Origin of the sequence: Hymenobacter duratus (genome assembly GCF_014698995.1) — a bacterium.
Classification (GTDB): domain Bacteria; phylum Bacteroidota; class Bacteroidia; order Cytophagales; family Hymenobacteraceae; genus Hymenobacter; species Hymenobacter duratus.
In genome coordinates, this window is record NZ_JACWZZ010000001.1 from 1428891 (window position 1) to 1445073 (window position 16183).

Annotated in this window: 15 protein-coding genes; 3 read left to right on the plus strand and 12 right to left on the minus strand. The window is 58.9% G+C overall.

The genetic code is table 11. The features are described from left to right. Window positions 1-73: 73 nt before the first annotated feature. The 5 genes from IC231_RS05930 to IC231_RS05950 all read right to left on the minus strand — a co-directional run bounded on the left by IC231_RS05930 (window position 74) and on the right by IC231_RS05950 (window position 3882). The gene (locus IC231_RS05930) at window positions 74-271 is read right to left on the minus strand and encodes a hypothetical protein (protein WP_190783596.1); all 198 of its coding nucleotides are present in this window, start codon (window positions 269-271) and stop codon (window positions 74-76) included. Window positions 272-520: 249 nt separating this feature from the next. After that, on the minus strand, window positions 521-1390 hold the full coding sequence (locus tag IC231_RS05935; protein ID WP_190783597.1) for a ferritin-like domain-containing protein: 870 nt from the start codon (window positions 1388-1390) through the stop codon (window positions 521-523). Window positions 1391-1403: 13 nt separating this feature from the next. Then, entirely contained in the window at window positions 1404-2105 is a 702-nt protein-coding gene (locus tag IC231_RS05940; RefSeq protein ID WP_190783598.1) for a ferritin-like domain-containing protein, read from the minus strand. Window positions 2106-2257: 152 nt separating this feature from the next. Then, a complete protein-coding gene (locus IC231_RS05945) occupies window positions 2258-3127 on the minus strand; it encodes a ferritin-like domain-containing protein (protein WP_190783599.1) in 870 nt (289 codons plus the stop codon). 32 nt (window positions 3128-3159) lie between these two features. After that, window positions 3160-3882, minus strand: a complete 723-nt coding sequence (locus IC231_RS05950; protein WP_190783600.1) for a ferritin-like domain-containing protein — start codon at window positions 3880-3882, stop codon at window positions 3160-3162. Window positions 3883-4219: 337 nt separating this feature from the next. On the opposite strand from IC231_RS05950, the gene IC231_RS05955 reads away from it, so the two are divergent. The 3 genes from IC231_RS05955 to IC231_RS05965 all read left to right on the plus strand — a co-directional run bounded on the left by IC231_RS05955 (window position 4220) and on the right by IC231_RS05965 (window position 7647). After that, the gene (locus IC231_RS05955; protein WP_190783601.1) at window positions 4220-5680 is read left to right on the plus strand and encodes a BatD family protein; all 1461 of its coding nucleotides are present in this window, start codon (window positions 4220-4222) and stop codon (window positions 5678-5680) included. A 125-nt stretch (window positions 5681-5805) separates the two neighbouring features. Continuing rightward, window positions 5806-6885: a chorismate synthase gene (aroC, locus tag IC231_RS05960; RefSeq protein WP_190783602.1), complete on the plus strand. Its 1080-nt coding sequence runs from the start codon at window positions 5806-5808 to the stop codon at window positions 6883-6885. 129 nt (window positions 6886-7014) lie between these two features. Beyond that, window positions 7015-7647, plus strand: a complete 633-nt coding sequence (locus IC231_RS05965) for a NifU family protein (RefSeq protein WP_190783603.1) — start codon at window positions 7015-7017, stop codon at window positions 7645-7647. A gap of 196 nt (window positions 7648-7843) precedes the next feature. Here the strand turns inward: IC231_RS05965 and IC231_RS05970 are convergent, their stop codons facing one another. The 7 genes from IC231_RS05970 to secDF form a co-directional block, all read right to left on the minus strand. Further along, window positions 7844-8773: a DUF5777 family beta-barrel protein gene (locus IC231_RS05970; protein ID WP_190783604.1), complete on the minus strand. Its 930-nt coding sequence runs from the start codon at window positions 8771-8773 to the stop codon at window positions 7844-7846. A 31-nt stretch (window positions 8774-8804) separates the two neighbouring features. Further along, a complete protein-coding gene (locus tag IC231_RS05975) occupies window positions 8805-9404 on the minus strand; it encodes a YceI family protein (protein WP_211538882.1) in 600 nt (199 codons plus the stop codon). Between the two features lie 11 nt (window positions 9405-9415). Next, window positions 9416-9808 carry a hypothetical protein gene (locus IC231_RS05980; RefSeq protein ID WP_190783605.1) on the minus strand — a complete coding sequence of 131 codons (393 nt, stop codon included), beginning with the start codon at window positions 9806-9808 and terminating at the stop codon, window positions 9416-9418. 46 nt (window positions 9809-9854) lie between these two features. Beyond that, window positions 9855-10742, minus strand: a complete 888-nt coding sequence (locus IC231_RS05985) for a COG4315 family predicted lipoprotein (RefSeq protein WP_190783606.1) — start codon at window positions 10740-10742, stop codon at window positions 9855-9857. Between the two features lie 143 nt (window positions 10743-10885). Further along, a complete protein-coding gene (locus IC231_RS05990) occupies window positions 10886-12397 on the minus strand; it encodes a hypothetical protein (RefSeq protein WP_190783607.1) in 1512 nt (503 codons plus the stop codon). Continuing rightward, complete coding sequence (locus IC231_RS05995; RefSeq protein WP_190783608.1) at window positions 12372-12971, minus strand: RNA polymerase sigma factor; 600 nt, start codon at window positions 12969-12971, stop codon at window positions 12372-12374. Before IC231_RS05995 ends, IC231_RS05990 begins: the two co-directional genes overlap by 26 nt. A gap of 146 nt (window positions 12972-13117) precedes the next feature. Continuing rightward, complete coding sequence (gene secDF / locus IC231_RS06000) at window positions 13118-16129, minus strand: protein translocase subunit SecDF (protein ID WP_190783609.1); 3012 nt, start codon at window positions 16127-16129, stop codon at window positions 13118-13120. Window positions 16130-16183 lie beyond the last annotated feature (54 nt).

Genomic DNA, 16183 nt, shown 5'->3' on the forward strand with positions numbered 1-16183 from the left:
AACAAGTAAGCCCGCCGCGGCTGCAGAGTATACTGCAGCCACGGCGGGCTTACTTGTTGGATACTCGGGTGGGCTATACCGCTGCCGAAGGTTGGGTAAAAACCCGGTTCAGAACGCGGCGGTACAGAGTAGAAAATTTCTCATAGCACCATTCCTTGAGCTGCAGCAACTCAGCGGGTAGCAGCATCCGCAAGGCCTTGCGTAACTCCTTCTCGAAGAGGATTTTGTCGAAGCTTACTTTGAGTAGGATGGTCTTTGCGTATTCCAGCATTGTTGAAAAGCCTGTTTTCGGGTGGGTTAGGGCGGAAAAGTGGGGCAAAGAGAGTATACGGAACAGAACGAAATAGGCTATTCCGTAGCCGAACAGTCGGTGAATTTTGCTGAAAGTTACAAAAAATAATTAGTTACGTTATAAAGCGTAGCCGTGCTGAAAAGGTTCACGGTTGGTGGAATCGTGTCAAACACAAAAGGAGGAACGGTATGCCCGTTCCTCCTTTCTGATGATAAGTGCTGCTGGAAGCTAGTAGGTAAAAAGGGCCAGTAGCGCGGTGGCTTGCACCAGGGTCAGCGGCTCATCAAACGCTTCTGGTACGCCCTGCGTCAGGACAGTGGAACCGGGAAATCCGACAGGAAGTAGCTGGAACGGTACCGGCCGGAAATCGGGCAGGTACTGTTGCAGGGCATCTTCGCCGGCGTAGGCAATATCGGTTTTGCCGGCTACCGTAATGCTGGTATCAGTGGGGCTGGGCCAGGGCTTCACGGTGGCGCCCCGCTGCTTACGCATCACCCGGATGCGGGCGGCATGGCGGGCCTCCGTAGCGTGGAGCTGCAGAGCCGTCTGCAGGATGAAATCATTCGTGCTCAGGTATTCTACCTGGCCCTTGTAGGCACGAACGCCGGCGTCTTCCAGCAGCTGTGCCAAGCGCAGAAACTGGTCGAAGTCGGTGAATACATCGGCAAACAGAGCCGGCTGCGTGCCGTTCTTGGTACCCGTAAAATCGTAGTTGGCGGGTGCCGAGGCCGTGCTGCCCGATGAGACAATGGCATCTGTCAGGAGCACGATGTGCTGCTGCTGGTGGCGCTGCATTGCCACAACCGAAGCCCGGAAAGTAGGATCGGCGGGGAAGAAAGTGCCCGTAACAGCCAATGCACGACTATAAAGTGCTTCCTGCAGCCGCTCCAGCTGCAGAGCCAGATCCAGAGAATCGAGAATGGTGAGCGTCGTGCGGGCCTGAGCCGGCAGCGTAGCCAGCCCAAAAGGCAGCGCTGCCGCCAGCGCCTTAGCGCTGAAGCGGCCCAGGCTTTCCAGGGCAGCCCGCCGCGGAGCCGACTGCTCCAGCTGCTCCGGGTTGGTTTCGGCCAGGTTGGCCAGAAGTTTCAGAATATTCATGGCAGGCAAAGCCTTAAGTAGTTGGCAGGTATGCCGTGGATATTTCTATGGGCACGAAAGGCTGAATGAGTGCCACTACTTCAATCGGTGTTTTGGCGGCATCGAGGCCGGTAGCGCCAATAGGAGCGGCCCAGGAGCCCGCCTGCAGCACCTCGTGAGCCAGTGCCGCGTGGCGGGCTTCTACCGAAGCCAGCTTGGCCAGCATATTCAGGTAGCCGGTGGTAGTAATGTGCTTGGCGACGCCGTTGTAGGCTGCTACGCCAATGTCTTCCAGCTTTTGGGCGGCTGTCCAGACGCCCTGGCGCGTGGTAAGCGTGAGCGAAGAGAAGTCAAAGACAAACTGGGTCACAAAGCTGGCATCATAGGCATTGGAGCCCAGCGCAAACTTCAGATACTCGCGGTGGATAAACTCATGGTCGCGCAGATCTGTCAGATAGGCCAGCTCACCCGGCAGCAGATCGGCGGGCGGTGTGGTCACTACCTTATCGTAGAAAGCCGCTTCCAGCTGCTCCAGCAGATAGGCATAGTTCAGAACAGTGAAATTGACACTGTCCGCCTTGCCGATAACCAATTGCTGGTTGGTGGGAACAGGGGTGATAGTGTCTTCCTTGGCGCAGCCAGCCAGCACCAGGGCCGAAGCCGCTGCGCCGGCCCCGGCTACGCGAAAGAAAGAACGGCGGTGAAGCGTACGCGCCAGAAAAGAGTTGTCGTGCATAAGAAAGATGTCGGCGGAGCAGACCAAAAAAACGCCCGGCACCGAGTCAGCAAAGATAGCCTGTAATGATGGGATGCTCTAACGCGAGAGAAGGTTGCACAAAAAAGGCGCCCCATGCGGGGCGCCTTTTTTGCTGAGCAATGGCAATTTGCTTAAAACGTAACAACTGAGCGGGCAATATTAACAACAGTCGTGTTGTCAAGACCTTCGTCGAAAGCCTCGCTTACTTCAGCCACCGTGTAGGTATTGCCGCCTACCGAAGTCAGGGTAAGGCCGCCCTGAGATACGTTGCTTTCGGCCGGGAACGTGGCGGCAGGGTTGCCTGCGCCATATACCGCCGCTGGAGCGCCGTTACCGTCAGCATTCGTAATCCAGCCAAACTGCTGAGTGCCACCTGCGGCAGTCGCACGGCGCATGTAGCGGATGTGCGAAGCATGGCGGGCTTCCACCGAGTGAATCTGCAGTGCCACGGTCAGTAGGTTTACCACGTTGCCGCCCACAGTGGGGTTCAGTGTGCGGGGAATGTTGGTGGCCTGTCCTTTGTAGGCACGCACCCCGGTGTCCTCAAACGCCTGAGCGAACGTCAGGAACGTAGGGTAAGTGGAGAAAGCAGTACCGAAGTTGAAGCTGGCCGGCCGCGGGTTGGCCGCTGTGCCCAGCGCCGCCTTCAGCAGGTTTACGTGAGCCGTTTCGTGGTTCTTGATGGTCTGGATAGCTCCGCGGGCGGCGCTGCCGGTTGTCAGGTTGGCGGCCAGTGTGGGAGCAGCCAGCGCCTGGGCATAAAAGTCCTCTTCCAGATACTCCAGCAGCAGTGCGTAATTCAGAATATCGTTGGCGTTAGTGAGGGTCTGCTGACCTACGGCCTTGTTGAAAGCCGAGCCGATGGCAATAGGAGCAGCCGCCAGCGCCATTTTGCGGGTGATGTCGCCGAGGGCCGAAAGCGCGCTGCGGCGGTGGGTCAGGCGGTCCATGATTTCAGGATCAACCTTCTCTATCTCGGATATTATTTGAAACAGGTTCATAGCGTTCGAAAGTCAGAAGTGAGGAGAGAAGGTTATTTGCCGACGTTGTCGCCGTTGAGAGTTTCCTTGATAAAAGGCTGCGCGGCGGCCAGCACCTGCGCTACGGTCATGGCTTTATCAAGGCCGTTGGCGTCTACCGTGGTGCTGTCAGCGAATGAGCCGTTGCTGATCAGGTCCCGAATGAAGGCCGCGTGGCGAGCTTCTACCGATACAATTTTGCCAGCCAGCAGCAGGTAAGTGGGGTCCTGAATGAGGGCACCCGCTCCGTTATAGGCCGCTACTCCCAGGTCTTCGAACGTTTTGGCTGTGGCCAGCACCTGCGTCCGGTCACCGAAGTTGAGCGTGCCCCAGTTCGGGTTGAGGGCCGGAATAACGCTGGCTGCCGGAATGGCTGCCTTGAAAAAGTCGCGGTGAATAGCTTCGTGCTTGGCAATGGCCGTCAGCGCGGTACGCTCGGCAGCATCGGGGAAAGCCGTATTGAAGCCGGCATTCGAAATAACCTGCGCATAGAAAGCCGCTTCCAGCTGCTCTAGGGCATAGGCATAGTTCAATACGCCCACGTCACCGGAACCCAGACTTACAGTGCCAGGCGACATGTTGTTGTCATCGTCATCGTCGTCGCAGCCCGAAAGCAGCAGCGCGGTAGCGCCTGCAGTGGCGCCAGCATACATAAAGAACGAGCGGCGCTTGATAGGGACCAGAAGCGGCTTAGCAAACTCTGCTTCGTCACCACCGTTTTGAAGGTTGTTCGACATGGGAAGGAAGAATTATGGTAAAGGAGAAAGTGTAGGCAATACGAAGCCGTCACGACTCAAAAAGTCGTTTTTCAAAAGAGCCGGCAACTGTTTGGGGTATTTGAAAGGCACTTACGGCGTCCATCCGAAGCGGGATTTCCGAAAGCCATAATTATGTTGTACGAAGCTCTCTTGTGCGTACCGGCCCGGGCATGGAATACAGGCAGGCTCCGGATTGTGTCTTCGGCCAAAACCCGGTTGCTTCAGTGCGGGAGGCTTTTTGCGTAGCTTTGGCTAAGCTCTCTTGTGCGGTATGCGTCGGTTTTTGTTCTGGATTCTTTTTTTTGTGTTTTGCGGCATGATGCCGCAAAACGGCTATGCGCAGCCAGCACCAAAGGCTCCGGCTGCCACAGAAGATACCCAGGTAGAGCTGGAGCTTAGCGCGCCGGTGTTCCCCGTAACGGAGTATTTTACCATCAGCTTCCGGCTTCGTGGCGGGCGTCTGGAGCGGTACTCGGCCTTCCCGGACCTGGAGGGCTTCAAGAAAAGCGGCAAATCGAGCACCACTACTACGCGCATCGTGGAGGGCCGCACCACCACTGAGCTCATCATCACGCAGCGCTATGCGGCCTATGCTGAAGGCGACTATGTGGTGAAGCCCTTCACGATGACCGTGAACGGGCAGGTGGTGCGCTCGGCCGGGGCTGCGCTTAAAGTGGGTCCGGCGCCTACGGCTGCAACGCCCGGTACACCGCCCGCAGGTGGCGGCCTGCAGGGGCTGGGGCTGCTCGATCAGCTGTTTGGCAAGCCCAAGCCGCAGGAATACGTGGAGCCCAAGGACAACGCCTTTCTGGCGCTGGTGCCTGACAAAGCCAGTGTGTTTGTGGGAGAAGGCGTGCACATCGGGCTGTATTTCTATCTGACGCCGACTGACCAGGGCCTGCTGGACTTCTACAACTTTGCCGGGCAGCTACCAGGCATACTGCGGCAGCTGCGGCAGCGCACGGCCTGGGAAGAACCCTTTGATGAGCAGGAGATTCTGCCGGAAACCGTCACGATGGGCGGCCGGCAGTTTATCCGGTTCCGGCTCTACGAAGCCGAGTACTACCCTCTGAATACGGAGCCGCTGGTTTTTCCGGCGGTGGCGTTGCAGATGGTGAAATACCGGGTGGCCAAGAAACCCGCCGAAGGCCTCGACAACCGGCTGGAAGGCTACAAAACCTACCGTACCGCTGCCCGCTCTATACTGGTAAAAACGTTGCCCCCGCATCCATTGCGCGACCAGGTGCCAGTGGGCAGCTACCAGCTGCGGGAGGCCATCGACCGGACTGCATTTCGGACCGGGCAAGCTTTTACGTACAGTTTCGGGGTGGAAGGGGAGGGCAACCTGGCTGCCCTGAACGCGCCAGTTCTGCAGCCGCAGGTGGGCCTAGAAGTATATGGCCCCGATGTGCAACAGGAACTGACCCGCCAGGGTGGGCGCGTGGGCGGGCGCAAAGTGTTTCAGTACCGGTTTGTAGCGCGGCGCCCCGGCGCGCTGCCTCTCGACAGCCTGCTGGCTCTGGTGTACTTCGACCCGGCTACCGGCCGCTATGATACCCTGCAGCCAGAGCTACGGCCGGCTGTACGAGGCCCTGTGCGGAGTGCTGCCACGTTTCGGGCCCGCACCGACGACCCGTTCTATCAGAACGTGCTGTTTGATGCCAACAGCACGATGCAGCCGCTCGAAGCCTACCGCGACGTGAGCCGCTACGCCAACTACATTCTGCTGGTGCTGCTGGCCGGTGCTGCCTGGGGCTGGTGGCGGGCCCGCGACTAAACCCATCCGCGCCGGGTGCACGCTCCGAGGCCTCAGTGCGCCGGTCGGCCACGGTACCTCGCATGCGCACACTGAGAACTACCTTTGCGGCCTGTCGCCTTTTACCCAGGCACCTTCTTTCCTGTATGAATACTTTTGGTACCCTATTTCGGATTACTACGTTTGGCGAATCGCACGGGCCTGGTATTGGCGTGGTAGTAGATGGCTGTCCGGCTGGTCTGGCGGTTTCTGAGTCCGATATTCAGGCGGCATTAGACCGCCGCCGTCCCGGACAAAGCGACCTGACCACGCCCCGCAAAGAAGCAGACCAAGTAGAAATTCAGTCGGGTATTTTCCAGGGCCAGACCACGGGCACGCCAATCAGCCTGTACATCCGCAACCAGGACCAAGCCAGCCACGACTACTCGCACATCGAGCACGCCTACCGCCCCTCGCACGCCGACTACACGTACGATCAGAAGTACGGCCGGCGTGACTACCGGGGCGGCGGCCGCAGCTCGGCCCGCGAAACGGCTGCCCGCGTGGCCGCCGGTGCCATTGCCCAACAGCTACTCACGCAGCACGGTATCCGGGTGCAGAGCTATGTGTCGCAGGTAGGGGCGGTGGCCGTGCCTGTAGGCTACGAGCAGCTCAATCTGGACCTCATCGACTCGAACCCGGTGCGGTGCCCGCACCCCGAAACGGCGGAGCGCATGGCGGACCTCATTCGCCAGACCCGTGACCGGCACGACACCGTGGGCGGCCTCGTAACAGGCGTTGTGACGGGCGTACCAACCGGCCTCGGCGAGCCGGTGTTTGATAAGCTGCACGCGGAGCTGGGCCGCGCTATGCTGGGCATCAATGCCGTGAAAGGCTTCGAATACGGTTCTGGTTTCGCGGGCACGCTGCTTTTTGGTTCTGAGCACAACGACCAGTTTTATACCGATGAAAATGGCCAGGTGCGCACCCGAACCAACCACAGCGGCGGCATCCAGGGCGGAATTTCCAACGGCCAGGATATCTATTTCCGCGTGGCGTTCAAGCCGGTGGCCACCATTCTGCAGCCCCAGGCCACCATCAACGACCAGGGCGAGGAAATAATGCTGGCTGGCCGGGGCCGTCACGACCCGTGCGTGCTGCCCCGCGCCGTGCCTATTGTAGATGCTATGGCCCAGCTCGTACTGGCCGATATGCTGCTGCGCGCCCGCGCCAACAGGGTGGGGTAGCAAGTGGCTGCCGCTATAGTACAGGCAGACTTCGCTACCTTTGCAACTATTACCGCGCTGCGCGGTTTTACGTGTCAGGCCGACTGAAAGCGGCCGACTTTCTCCCGCTTGTCTCCAAGTCTTTCAAACATGGCTGAACAACTCACTGCCCCTGCTGGCCCGGTTTCTATCTACGCCGAAGCCTCGCCCAACCCTGAATCCATGAAGTTCGTGCTCAACTCGCCGCTGCTGGCTGATGGAGTAAGCGTGGACTATCCTAACCTCGAAGCCGCTGCTAACTCGCCGCTGGCTCAGGAGCTTTTCAACTTCGATTATGTGGGCCGCGTGTTCATTGCCCAGAACTTCGTTACCATCACCAAAACCACCGAACACCAGTGGGCCCAGCTCATTCCGGAGCTGCGCACCTTTCTGAAGTCGTATGTGGAGGCGGCGGGTCCTATTTTCACCGTCGACCCGGCAGCGGAGCAGCGCGCCGCCCAGCAAGCCGCCGCTACCGGCGACGCATCGGAAGCCGACCAGCAGACCAGCCAGAAAATCATCGACCTGCTCGATAACTACGTGCGCCCCGCCGTGGAGCAGGATGGTGGCAATATCACCTTCAAAAGCTACCAGGACGGTATCGTAACCGTGAACCTGCAGGGTTCGTGCTCCGGCTGCCCTTCGGCTACCGTTACGCTGAAGTCGGGCATCGAAAACCTGCTCAAGCGTATGGTGCCTGAAGTGAAAGAAGTAGTGGCCGAAGGCGTTACGGCGTCGTTCTAAGCCTGCTTTTAGCTGCAAACGAAAAGCCCTGGCTGCATAGCCAGGGCTTTTTTGTGCGCCATACTTTCGGCCGGTCGTCTGCTGGTCCCAGCCCGGTCAGGGGGCAGAATCCCTGACCGGGCTCCTCGTCGGGCATAATACGCCCGGTGGGCAGCCCGGTCCTCCTCTCTGAACCAAGCTGGGGAGCAGTGCCCCGCTACAGACGGGGCTTAAGCGTGAAATTGCGCGCTACATTGAAGCCGAAATAGATGTCGCCATCAAAGAAATTGCCGTAGGTCTGCGTCATAAAGTGTTTCTCAATCATGCCCTGCGAATTGGTGACGTGTAGCTGAAATACGTGGCCGCCAGTTTCAATATCGAAGCCGGCGGCAATGGCGTTGCGGGTACCGGGGTCTTCGGAAGTGGGCAGGCGGTAGTAGTACTCCAGCATCAGGGCAGTGCGCTTGCTGAGTTTCTGGCGGCCGGCTACGCCCAGCGCAACTACGTCGTTGTGCATCTGGCGCGTGTCCACAAGGTTGCGGTGCACCACTGTAGGGCTGAGCTGGACGGAGAGGTTGGGACTAAACTTGCGCGCTATCATGGCCTGATAGGTGTAGGTGAGGCGGCGTGGCAGCGTATAATCAACCCCATCGATATAGCGCAATGTGTTAATGGCCGAGCTGGCAAATAGCGTTACGCTGACGGGCATAGGGCGTGCGCCGGACGTTTGGCGCAGGGCCCGGTATTTCAGGAATCCGTCGTAGGTTTTTTCCAGTGAGCTGCGCCCAACTCCTACAGTCAGCCGGTCGTTCAGCCCATACTCCAGCCCCAGCCTGATGGTCGCTTGGTCGAGGCCAAAGAAATTATAGGCGCCGCTGTTGAGTGTGCCAAAGCGGTGCGAAATCAGGAAGATGAGCGTGCCTGCGCCTGGCGTCTCCACGGAGTGGCCATTGATGATGCGCGTGCCTTTAAAAGTAGCCTGCACCGTCTCGCGGCGTAGCGTATCGGTGGTCTGGCGCTCCAGGTCGTTGAGCAAATCGGGAGCTGCCGGCGGGGGCACATCCTGAGCCGCGGCAGTTGCCGCACATAGCAAGCCCATTATGCTCATCACCGCAACGCGGAACCTGTAGGAATAGAAATGCAGCATGGGAAGAGAAGAATAAGAGGAGGTGCAGAAACTAAGGGCGAGTGGCCGCCGGCAGGCCGGCGGCCTCACAGCTCATGGCCACGCGCACACTTACCACTTTGGCAATATGGTCGCGCACCAGGGCCGGAATTTCGATCTTGTAGTCGGCGGGCGCTACGGGAAACGTGGCGTGTACCAGCAGGCGGCTGTTCTGCAGCTCCAATGTGCCCGGTACCTGCACATGCCGCGTCACGCCATGAATCGTCAGGTCGCCTTCTGCTGTTACCTTCTGCGGGCCGCCGTTGCGTAAAGCCGCAGCATCAACAGCCGTCAGCTTGCCTGTGAAGGTGGCTTTGGGGTAGCGGTCCGATTCCAGGTAGTTTTCATTGAAATGCTCCTGCATCAGTGTCCGCTTAAACTGAAACGACTTCACGGGAATGGAGAAGGCCAACTGCTGGGTCTGCAGGTCCAGCACGGCGGCCGTCTGCTGCGAGCGGGCCTCAATATCTTCTACCGGGCTGGAGGAGAAAAACGTGACTACCCCTTCGCGGGTCAGGTAGCGGCTCTGGGCACGGGCTCTGGCGGAAAGCAACAGCAGGCTGAATAGTAGCAGCCAAGCACTGGCGCGCATACGGTGAAAAAGGAACAGCATAGCGGCACCAGTTAATTATTGAGGGCCCCGGCATCTACCCAGCGCCGGATGTGGTCAATCTCACAGTCAGAGAGCTTTGGCTCGCCCTGGGGCATGGGCTGGTAGCCAGCCGCGTGGCTCACCGCCCCCACCAAACGGCCACTGAGGGCCACAGCCTGCGCCTGGGTATGGTTTTGCAGGCTGATATTGCCACTCCGGAAACCATCGTTATGGCAGCTGCTGCACCGCTGCTGCAACAGCGGGGCAACGGTGACAGCATACGTGGTGGCCGTGGGGTCGCAGGTGGGAGCGGGCGGGGTGTTGCCCAGCAAATCTTCGTTGTTGTCGTAGGCGCAGGCCGTGAGCAGCAGCGAAAAAGCCAGCGTAACCAGCCCCGAATGCCCTATGCGTGGTAGCAGCGTCATAAGTGTTTGCAGGAAAGGAGAGGAAGGAAACAGCAGATTACGATATTCAGGGAGTAGCTACAAACCAGGTATCGCCCTCGCTCAGCAGGCCATGGCCTTCCACACGGCCCCGGGTAAGGTTGTCGGCACGGTAGTAGTAAAGTGGCTGGCCTTTGTAGGTAAGGTGCTGGGAGGTAGCAGCTCCGCCGCCATAACCGCCGCTGCCGCCCGTAGAGGCCCGGCTGAACGAGCTGAAGCTGCTGGCCTGCAGCACCGAAGGAAATGTGCGTCCATTGGTGTAGAAGGGTGGCCATAAGGTTTCGCAGGAACCGGTACAGTTATCGGGCAGGCTGTTCGGATTCTGGGCGTCTTTGCGAAAGGTGTAAAGCGTGCGGCCTTGTCCGTCTGTCAGGAAAAGCTGGTTGGTGCTCTGGCCGCTGGCCTTGTCCAGCACTATCTTGCTGGCCACCAGTACCGAGTATCCGGGGCTGGCCACGTACCAGACGCTACTGATACCGTTGCCGCCTGTCTGGTCGGGTTGCTCGCGCACATTCTGCCCGTTCGTGGGCGGCGCATAATAGTAAAGAGGCCACCCTTTGTAAGTGGTTTGCTGCTGGCCGGCGGCTGTTGTACTTGTTGCGAAGTCAGCCGCTTTCATGCCGTCTCCCACCTGAATATCGGCCTCGTAATAAGCGGGCCAAAGCGTCGCGCAGCCTCCAGTACACTGGCTCTGCCCGCCATCCACGTCGCGGGCGAAATAGTAGAGCGTATGGTTGTCTTTGTCGGTGAGGTAATTGCCCAGCGTGGGGGAGGTAGCTATTTTAATAGTTGGGGCAGGCGCCGGGGTTGAGGAGTCGTCGCTGCTGTTGTTGCAGCTGCCAAGCAGGAGCAGGGCTGCCAGCAAGTGGGCTGCCCGCCAGTGGCGTATCAGCCGAAAGGAAATGGTGAGGTCCATGGGAGTAAGGATGAAAGACGCACTGAAAACGAACAACAGCAGCAGTACACTCGCCAGGCTATGGCAGCGGCCAGCCAGGCCCTCTCCCTTCTGCATGGAGCAACGGTTAGATGGGAAGCAGAAAAAGGGGGGGCGCCGGTGGCCTAGGGAGCCGGAGCGGCCGCAGCAGGCCGGAAAAGGCCGTATTTCAAGCCGAAGGAAACGCCCGCGCTACGCAGATGAATCTTGCCAAAGCCGACACCTCCGAGGGGTAGCTTCAGAAACGGCTCAGCCTGCGCAGCCCAGCGCGTACCCAGGCTCCGCTCGTAGCCAACCGACAGATTGAGGATGCTGAACAGATGGCTGCCACCCCGGGCGTAGCTCCATGTGCGCTCGGTGTAGTGTCCGTTCAGGTCGTATTTATAGGTGTACTGCTCGTTGCGCATCACCAGTGAGGTAAGGCCAGCACTGGCAAACACCGAGTAGGCGGGCCGCTGCAGCAGTTCATAGCGCAGGTCAACCGGTATTTCCAGGATGCGGCAGTCCGCCTCAATTTCATCTACCGGCGTGCGCCACGTCCAGTAAGAAGCAGGCGGCTTGTAGTCGGTGCCCCGGGCTGAATAGAGCTTCACGCTACGCAGCAGCCCACTGCGCACCCGCCACCGTGAGGCAAACCGGTACTCTACCACCGCGCCCACCGTAGTGCCGGGCCGTGTCAGGTCAGTGGGGCGCACGGCAGTCAGCTCGGGGGCGCCCACCACTCCCAGCAGCACCCGGTATGCGGGCCGCTCAGACGGTTTTTTCTTTGCTCCCGAATCATTGGTGGTGTCAGCTACTGGCAGGGTGGTGGCAGCAGTTGGCACAAGTGCAGAGTCATTCGGGGTGCTCCTTCCAGGCAAGGAGGCCACAGATTCCGCTGGCTTCGGCGGCGTTTCAGAAGCAGCGTCAGCAGCGGAATTTACCGCGTCAGTAGTCGTTGTGGCGGTAGCCGGAACTCCCGCAGCCGCAGGAGCTGCTGGCGGCCGTGCTGCCTGCAGGGTAGTGTTGCCACCAGCAGATTCTGGGTCTGGTACCAAGGCCTTGCCGGCAACTCCATTTGCCATACGTTCAGGCAGAATAGAAAGCGGAGACTTTCTGCTCCTGCGCTGCCGGGCTTCCGGTTTGCTCAGCGCAGTGGTGCTGCCTCTCAGTTCAGGTTTTGCCTCATGCTTGGTAAGCAACCAGGCAGAAGAAGCAACAGCCGGCCGTTCCGATTCCGGCAGTTCCGTAGTCACGGGCTGTGGCTTTACGGACATGGGCGCTAATCGTGCGGTTCCTGCCTGAGGCTGCCGGGGCAAGGTGGCTTGTGTGGCAGAAGAAACAGCGTTTTCCGGCGTAGGGAAAGTGCTTTTTGTGGCCGAACGAGCCGCAACACCGCTCAGCTGATTTGGGGTAGCAGATGGCGCCGGGCGAGCCTGCCACCACCACAGGGCCAGGGCCACCAGCATCAGCTCCAGCACAAAAAGCCGGCGTACCTGCTGGCTTACGCGCTGCTGAATCTGCTGTTGCATGGTAGCTTCATTGAGCTGATCTTGCATGCGCAGCCAGGCGCCCAGCGGTACCTCGTCGGGGTACGCCTCGGCGCTGCGCCGGACTAGTTCGTCCAGCTCTTCATCCGACATAGGTGGCGTACGCATGGTGGTTGCTTTTTTTGAGTAAGGCCCGCAGGTGGGCACGGGCCTTGGAAAGATTGGATTTGGAGGCTCCCACCGAAATGCCGAGCTGTTTGGCTATTTCCTCGTGGCTATAGCCATCAATGACAAACATGTTGAACACGGTCCGGTACGCCGGAGTCAACTGTCCTATCACCTGCAGCAGTTCTTCAAAGGAGAGTGTATCCAGCGGCGACTGGCCGCCATCGGCGTGAAACGGTGCTACTGAATCCAAGTCTGCCTGGAAGCCGTGCCGGCCGCTGGCCCGGAACTGGTCGATGGCGGTGCGCACCATGATGCGGCGTATCCAGCCCCGCAGCGAACCGGCCAGATCAGGGTAGCGGCTGGTATCAAAGCGAGGAAGCTCCTGAAATACTTTCATGAAGCCGTCATTCACGGTTTCTAGTGCTACATCCCGGTCGTCGAGGTAGCGGAGGCACACGCTCAGGGCGTAGCTGTAGTACTGCAGATACAGTTGCCGCTGGCAGCCACGTTCCTGCCGCTGGCAGCCCGCCAGCAGGTTCAGAAGCAGCGCAGAATCCGGATCGGGGCGAGCCACGGCAATGAGAGGAAGTACATTGACCCACTCGGCGGTACCTCAGAAAAGGTTGCCTGGGTTTCAGGAATTTACAATAAAAAAAGCCCGGCCAAATAGCCGGGCTTTTTTGAGCAGAACAGGAAAGGCGGCCCTTCCTCGTCTGCAAGTTAAACCTGCGCCGTCGACAGCTTAGGGGCGTCGGTGCCGTCGTTGATATGCGTCGACATGTCGGTGCCGCGCTGTTTGGCGTCTTTACGGCCGTAGGTGTCGAGGATGATGGGCGTTGCGATGAACAGCGACGAATACGTGCCGAGCACGATACCTACCAGCATGGCAAACGAGAAGGAACGCAGCGTTTCACCCCCGAAGATGTAGAGTACCAGTACCACCATAAACACCGTAGTGGAGGTGATGATAGTCCGCGAGAACGTGCTGTTCAGAGCCGGGTTGGCAACTTGCGCAAATGTCAGCTTGGGGTTCTCGTGCATGTATTCCCGGATTCGGTCGAAGATTACCACCGTATCGTTCATAGAGAAGCCCAGCACAGTCAGCACGGCGGCCACGAAAATCTGGTCCATTTCGTAGTTCAGGCCGAACAGACGGGCAATTGGGTAGCAGGCAATTACCAGCAGCACGTCGTGGAACAGCGAAACCACGGCGGCGAAGGAGAACTGCCACTTCTCGAAGCGGAACAGTACGTAGATGAAGATGCCGAGCAGCGTCAGGCCCAGGCTCAGCACCGAGGTCCGCTTGATGTCGTCGGCGATGGTGGCGCCTACTTTAGAAGCCGAAGGGACAGTTGGGCTAGCAGAGGCAAATTTCTGGAGACCTGCATCTAATGCTGCACGTACTTTTTTGTCGGCCGCTACGCTTTCGTCGTCCGCCATATAACCGGTTGTCACTCGCAAACGGCTTGGTGCACCGAACGTTTTTACTTCTGTGCCAGCGCCTTGGAAATTTTCTACTAATACATCATGTACAGCAGAGGCGTCCATGTCCTTGTTGAAGTCAACGATATAAGCCCGGCCACCGCGGAAATCGACACCCAAGTTGGGGCCGCCCTGCACGGCCATCAGCACGAAGCCCGTTACGATGAAGAGGGTGGAAACAGCATAGGCAATCTTACGCTTGCCCACGATGTCGAATTTGGGGCTCTTGAACAGCTGACGCGAGAGGAAGGTCGAGAAGGTGATTTTGCTCGTTTCCTTGCCTTTTACCAGCCACTCAATGATCAGGCGCGAAATGAATACGGCCGACAGGAACGAGGTGAAAATACCGATGAGCAGCGTCACGGCGAAGTTCTGCACCGGGCCCGTACCGAAGACAAACAGCGTCAGTGCAATGATGAGCGTCGTGGCGTTGGAGTCAAAAATGGCCGAGAAGGCGCGCGAGTAGCCTTTATTGATAGCATCGTGCAAACCCAGGCCGTGGTCCAGCTCTTCCCGGATCCGCTCGAAGATCAGTACGTTAGCATCTACCGACGAGGCGAATACCAGAATCAGACCCGCAATACCGGGCAGTGTGAGGGCGAAGGAGAACTGCGCCAGCACCCCCAGAATCAGGAACATGTTGAACAGCAGGGCGGCATCGGCTACTAGGCCGGCGCGGCCATAGTACACGGCCATGAACACCATGATGATAACCAGACCCGCCAGCGACGAGTACAGCCCTTGGTTGATAGCCTCCTGACCCAACGACGGACCTACTACTGCTTCTTCCACGATGCGCGTTGGAGCAGGTAGTTTACCGGCTTTCAGTACGTTGGAAAGGTCCTGGGCTTCTTCAATGGAGAAGCTACCCGAAATGCTGGTGTTGCCGCCGGCAATTTCCGACTGCACCACTGGGTCTGAATACACGTAGTCATCCAGCACGATACCTACCTGGCGGCCGATGTTGGCGCCGGTCAGTTTCTGCCATTTTTTAGCGCCCGAAGGGTTCATGGCCATGCTCACTTCGGGGCGGCCGCCTTGGTCGTAATCCTGGCGGGCATCAGCTACTACCTCGCCGCCCAGCGGGGCCTCAGCACCGGGAGCTTTGCGAATGGCCGTAATCTTCAGGTATTCCTGGCCTTCGATGGTTTCAGGCTTCACATTCCAGAGGAAGGTGAGGTTGGGAGGCAGAATAGCGCGAGCTTCGTCGGAACGCAGAATCGTGTTCAGGCGAGCCGTGTCGCGCACGTTTACGCCCAGTTGGCCGGGAACCGGCATCGTGAACAGACGGGCCAGTACCGAGCCCTGCTGGGCTTTCGACGAGTCCGTTTTGGCCGCTGCGGTAGCGTTTTTCTTCGCCAGCTGGCTGGCCAGGGAGGTCGAGTCGCCTGCGGTGGCCGTAGAGTCGGTAGCGGCTGCTACAGCGGGGCTGGCTGCTTTGGCAGCGTCCGTGGTTTTCTCTTTTGCAATCAGCGCCTGGTCGAGCTGCTGGAGGTAGGGGCCGAACTCATCTTGGCGCCATACTTCCCAGAACTCCAGCTTGGCCTGGCCCTGCAGCAGCTTGCGTACGCGGTCCGGGTTGTCTACGCCGGGCAATTCTACCTGAATGCGGCCGGTGCCTTTTACGCGCTGAATGCTGGGCTGGCTCGTGCCGAATTTGTCGATACGGGTCCGCAGGATGTTGAAGGAGCGGTCAATGGCTTCTTCTACTTCCTTGTTGATAGCACCGATTACCTTGTCGTTGGTCGAGTTGATGTCGATGCCGCGGCTCTTGTTGGTGGTGTTGGCGAAGATGCGGGCCAGGTTTTCACCGGGGGCTACCGTCTGGTAAGCCTGCGCGAAAAGCGTAGTGAAAGGCGTCGAAGGATTGGTCTTCTGCGCCGTTTGCGCCTGCTCCAGCGCCTGGTTGAACTTGGGGTCTTTGGAGTTGCCACTCATAGCGCGCACAATCTCCACCGGCGATACTTCCAGCGTCACGTGCATGCCGCCTTTCAGGTCAAGGCCCAAGCCCAACTCCGACGAGCGTACGTCACGGTATGTATAATCAACCCCCAGCAGGCTGGTGACCGGAGCCCGCCACACCGAGTCGAGGTAGTGCTGGCGCTGCTTCTGGTCCACTTTGCCGTTTTTGGTGGCATACACCATGGCATCGTTCTGCACGCGCCGCGAAATGAACGTGAAGGTCAGAAAGTAAATACACAGGGCCGACACGATGATGGTCAACCCAATGATGAGTCCTTTATTACGCATTGAAAAAAAGTAAAAAATGAAGCTTGGAAAGAGGGACCCGATAGGGGCAGGCCG

What these genes read in the sequence shown, in the direction of transcription:
- aroC (WP_190783602.1), top strand. Translation starts at nt 5,806, where the DNA reads ATGAATACTTTTGGTACCCTATTTCGGATTACTACGTTTGGCGAATCG.
- IC231_RS05935 (WP_190783597.1), bottom strand. Translation starts at nt 1,390, where the DNA reads ATGAATATTCTGAAACTTCTGGCCAACCTGGCCGAAACCAACCCGGAG.
- IC231_RS05990 (WP_190783607.1), bottom strand. Translation starts at nt 12,397, where the DNA reads ATGCGTACGCCACCTATGTCGGATGAAGAGCTGGACGAACTAGTCCGG.
- IC231_RS05970 (WP_190783604.1), bottom strand. Translation starts at nt 8,773, where the DNA reads ATGCTGCATTTCTATTCCTACAGGTTCCGCGTTGCGGTGATGAGCATA.
- IC231_RS05955 (WP_190783601.1), top strand. Translation starts at nt 4,220, where the DNA reads ATGATGCCGCAAAACGGCTATGCGCAGCCAGCACCAAAGGCTCCGGCT.
- IC231_RS05940 (WP_190783598.1), bottom strand. Translation starts at nt 2,105, where the DNA reads ATGCACGACAACTCTTTTCTGGCGCGTACGCTTCACCGCCGTTCTTTC.
- IC231_RS05980 (WP_190783605.1), bottom strand. Translation starts at nt 9,808, where the DNA reads ATGACGCTGCTACCACGCATAGGGCATTCGGGGCTGGTTACGCTGGCT.
- IC231_RS05945 (WP_190783599.1), bottom strand. Translation starts at nt 3,127, where the DNA reads ATGAACCTGTTTCAAATAATATCCGAGATAGAGAAGGTTGATCCTGAA.
- IC231_RS05950 (WP_190783600.1), bottom strand. Translation starts at nt 3,882, where the DNA reads ATGTCGAACAACCTTCAAAACGGTGGTGACGAAGCAGAGTTTGCTAAG.
- IC231_RS05965 (WP_190783603.1), top strand. Translation starts at nt 7,015, where the DNA reads ATGGCTGAACAACTCACTGCCCCTGCTGGCCCGGTTTCTATCTACGCC.
- secDF (WP_190783609.1), bottom strand. Translation starts at nt 16,129, where the DNA reads ATGCGTAATAAAGGACTCATCATTGGGTTGACCATCATCGTGTCGGCC.
- IC231_RS05975 (WP_211538882.1), bottom strand. Translation starts at nt 9,404, where the DNA reads ATGCTGTTCCTTTTTCACCGTATGCGCGCCAGTGCTTGGCTGCTACTA.
- IC231_RS05930 (WP_190783596.1), bottom strand. Translation starts at nt 271, where the DNA reads ATGCTGGAATACGCAAAGACCATCCTACTCAAAGTAAGCTTCGACAAA.
- IC231_RS05985 (WP_190783606.1), bottom strand. Translation starts at nt 10,742, where the DNA reads ATGGACCTCACCATTTCCTTTCGGCTGATACGCCACTGGCGGGCAGCC.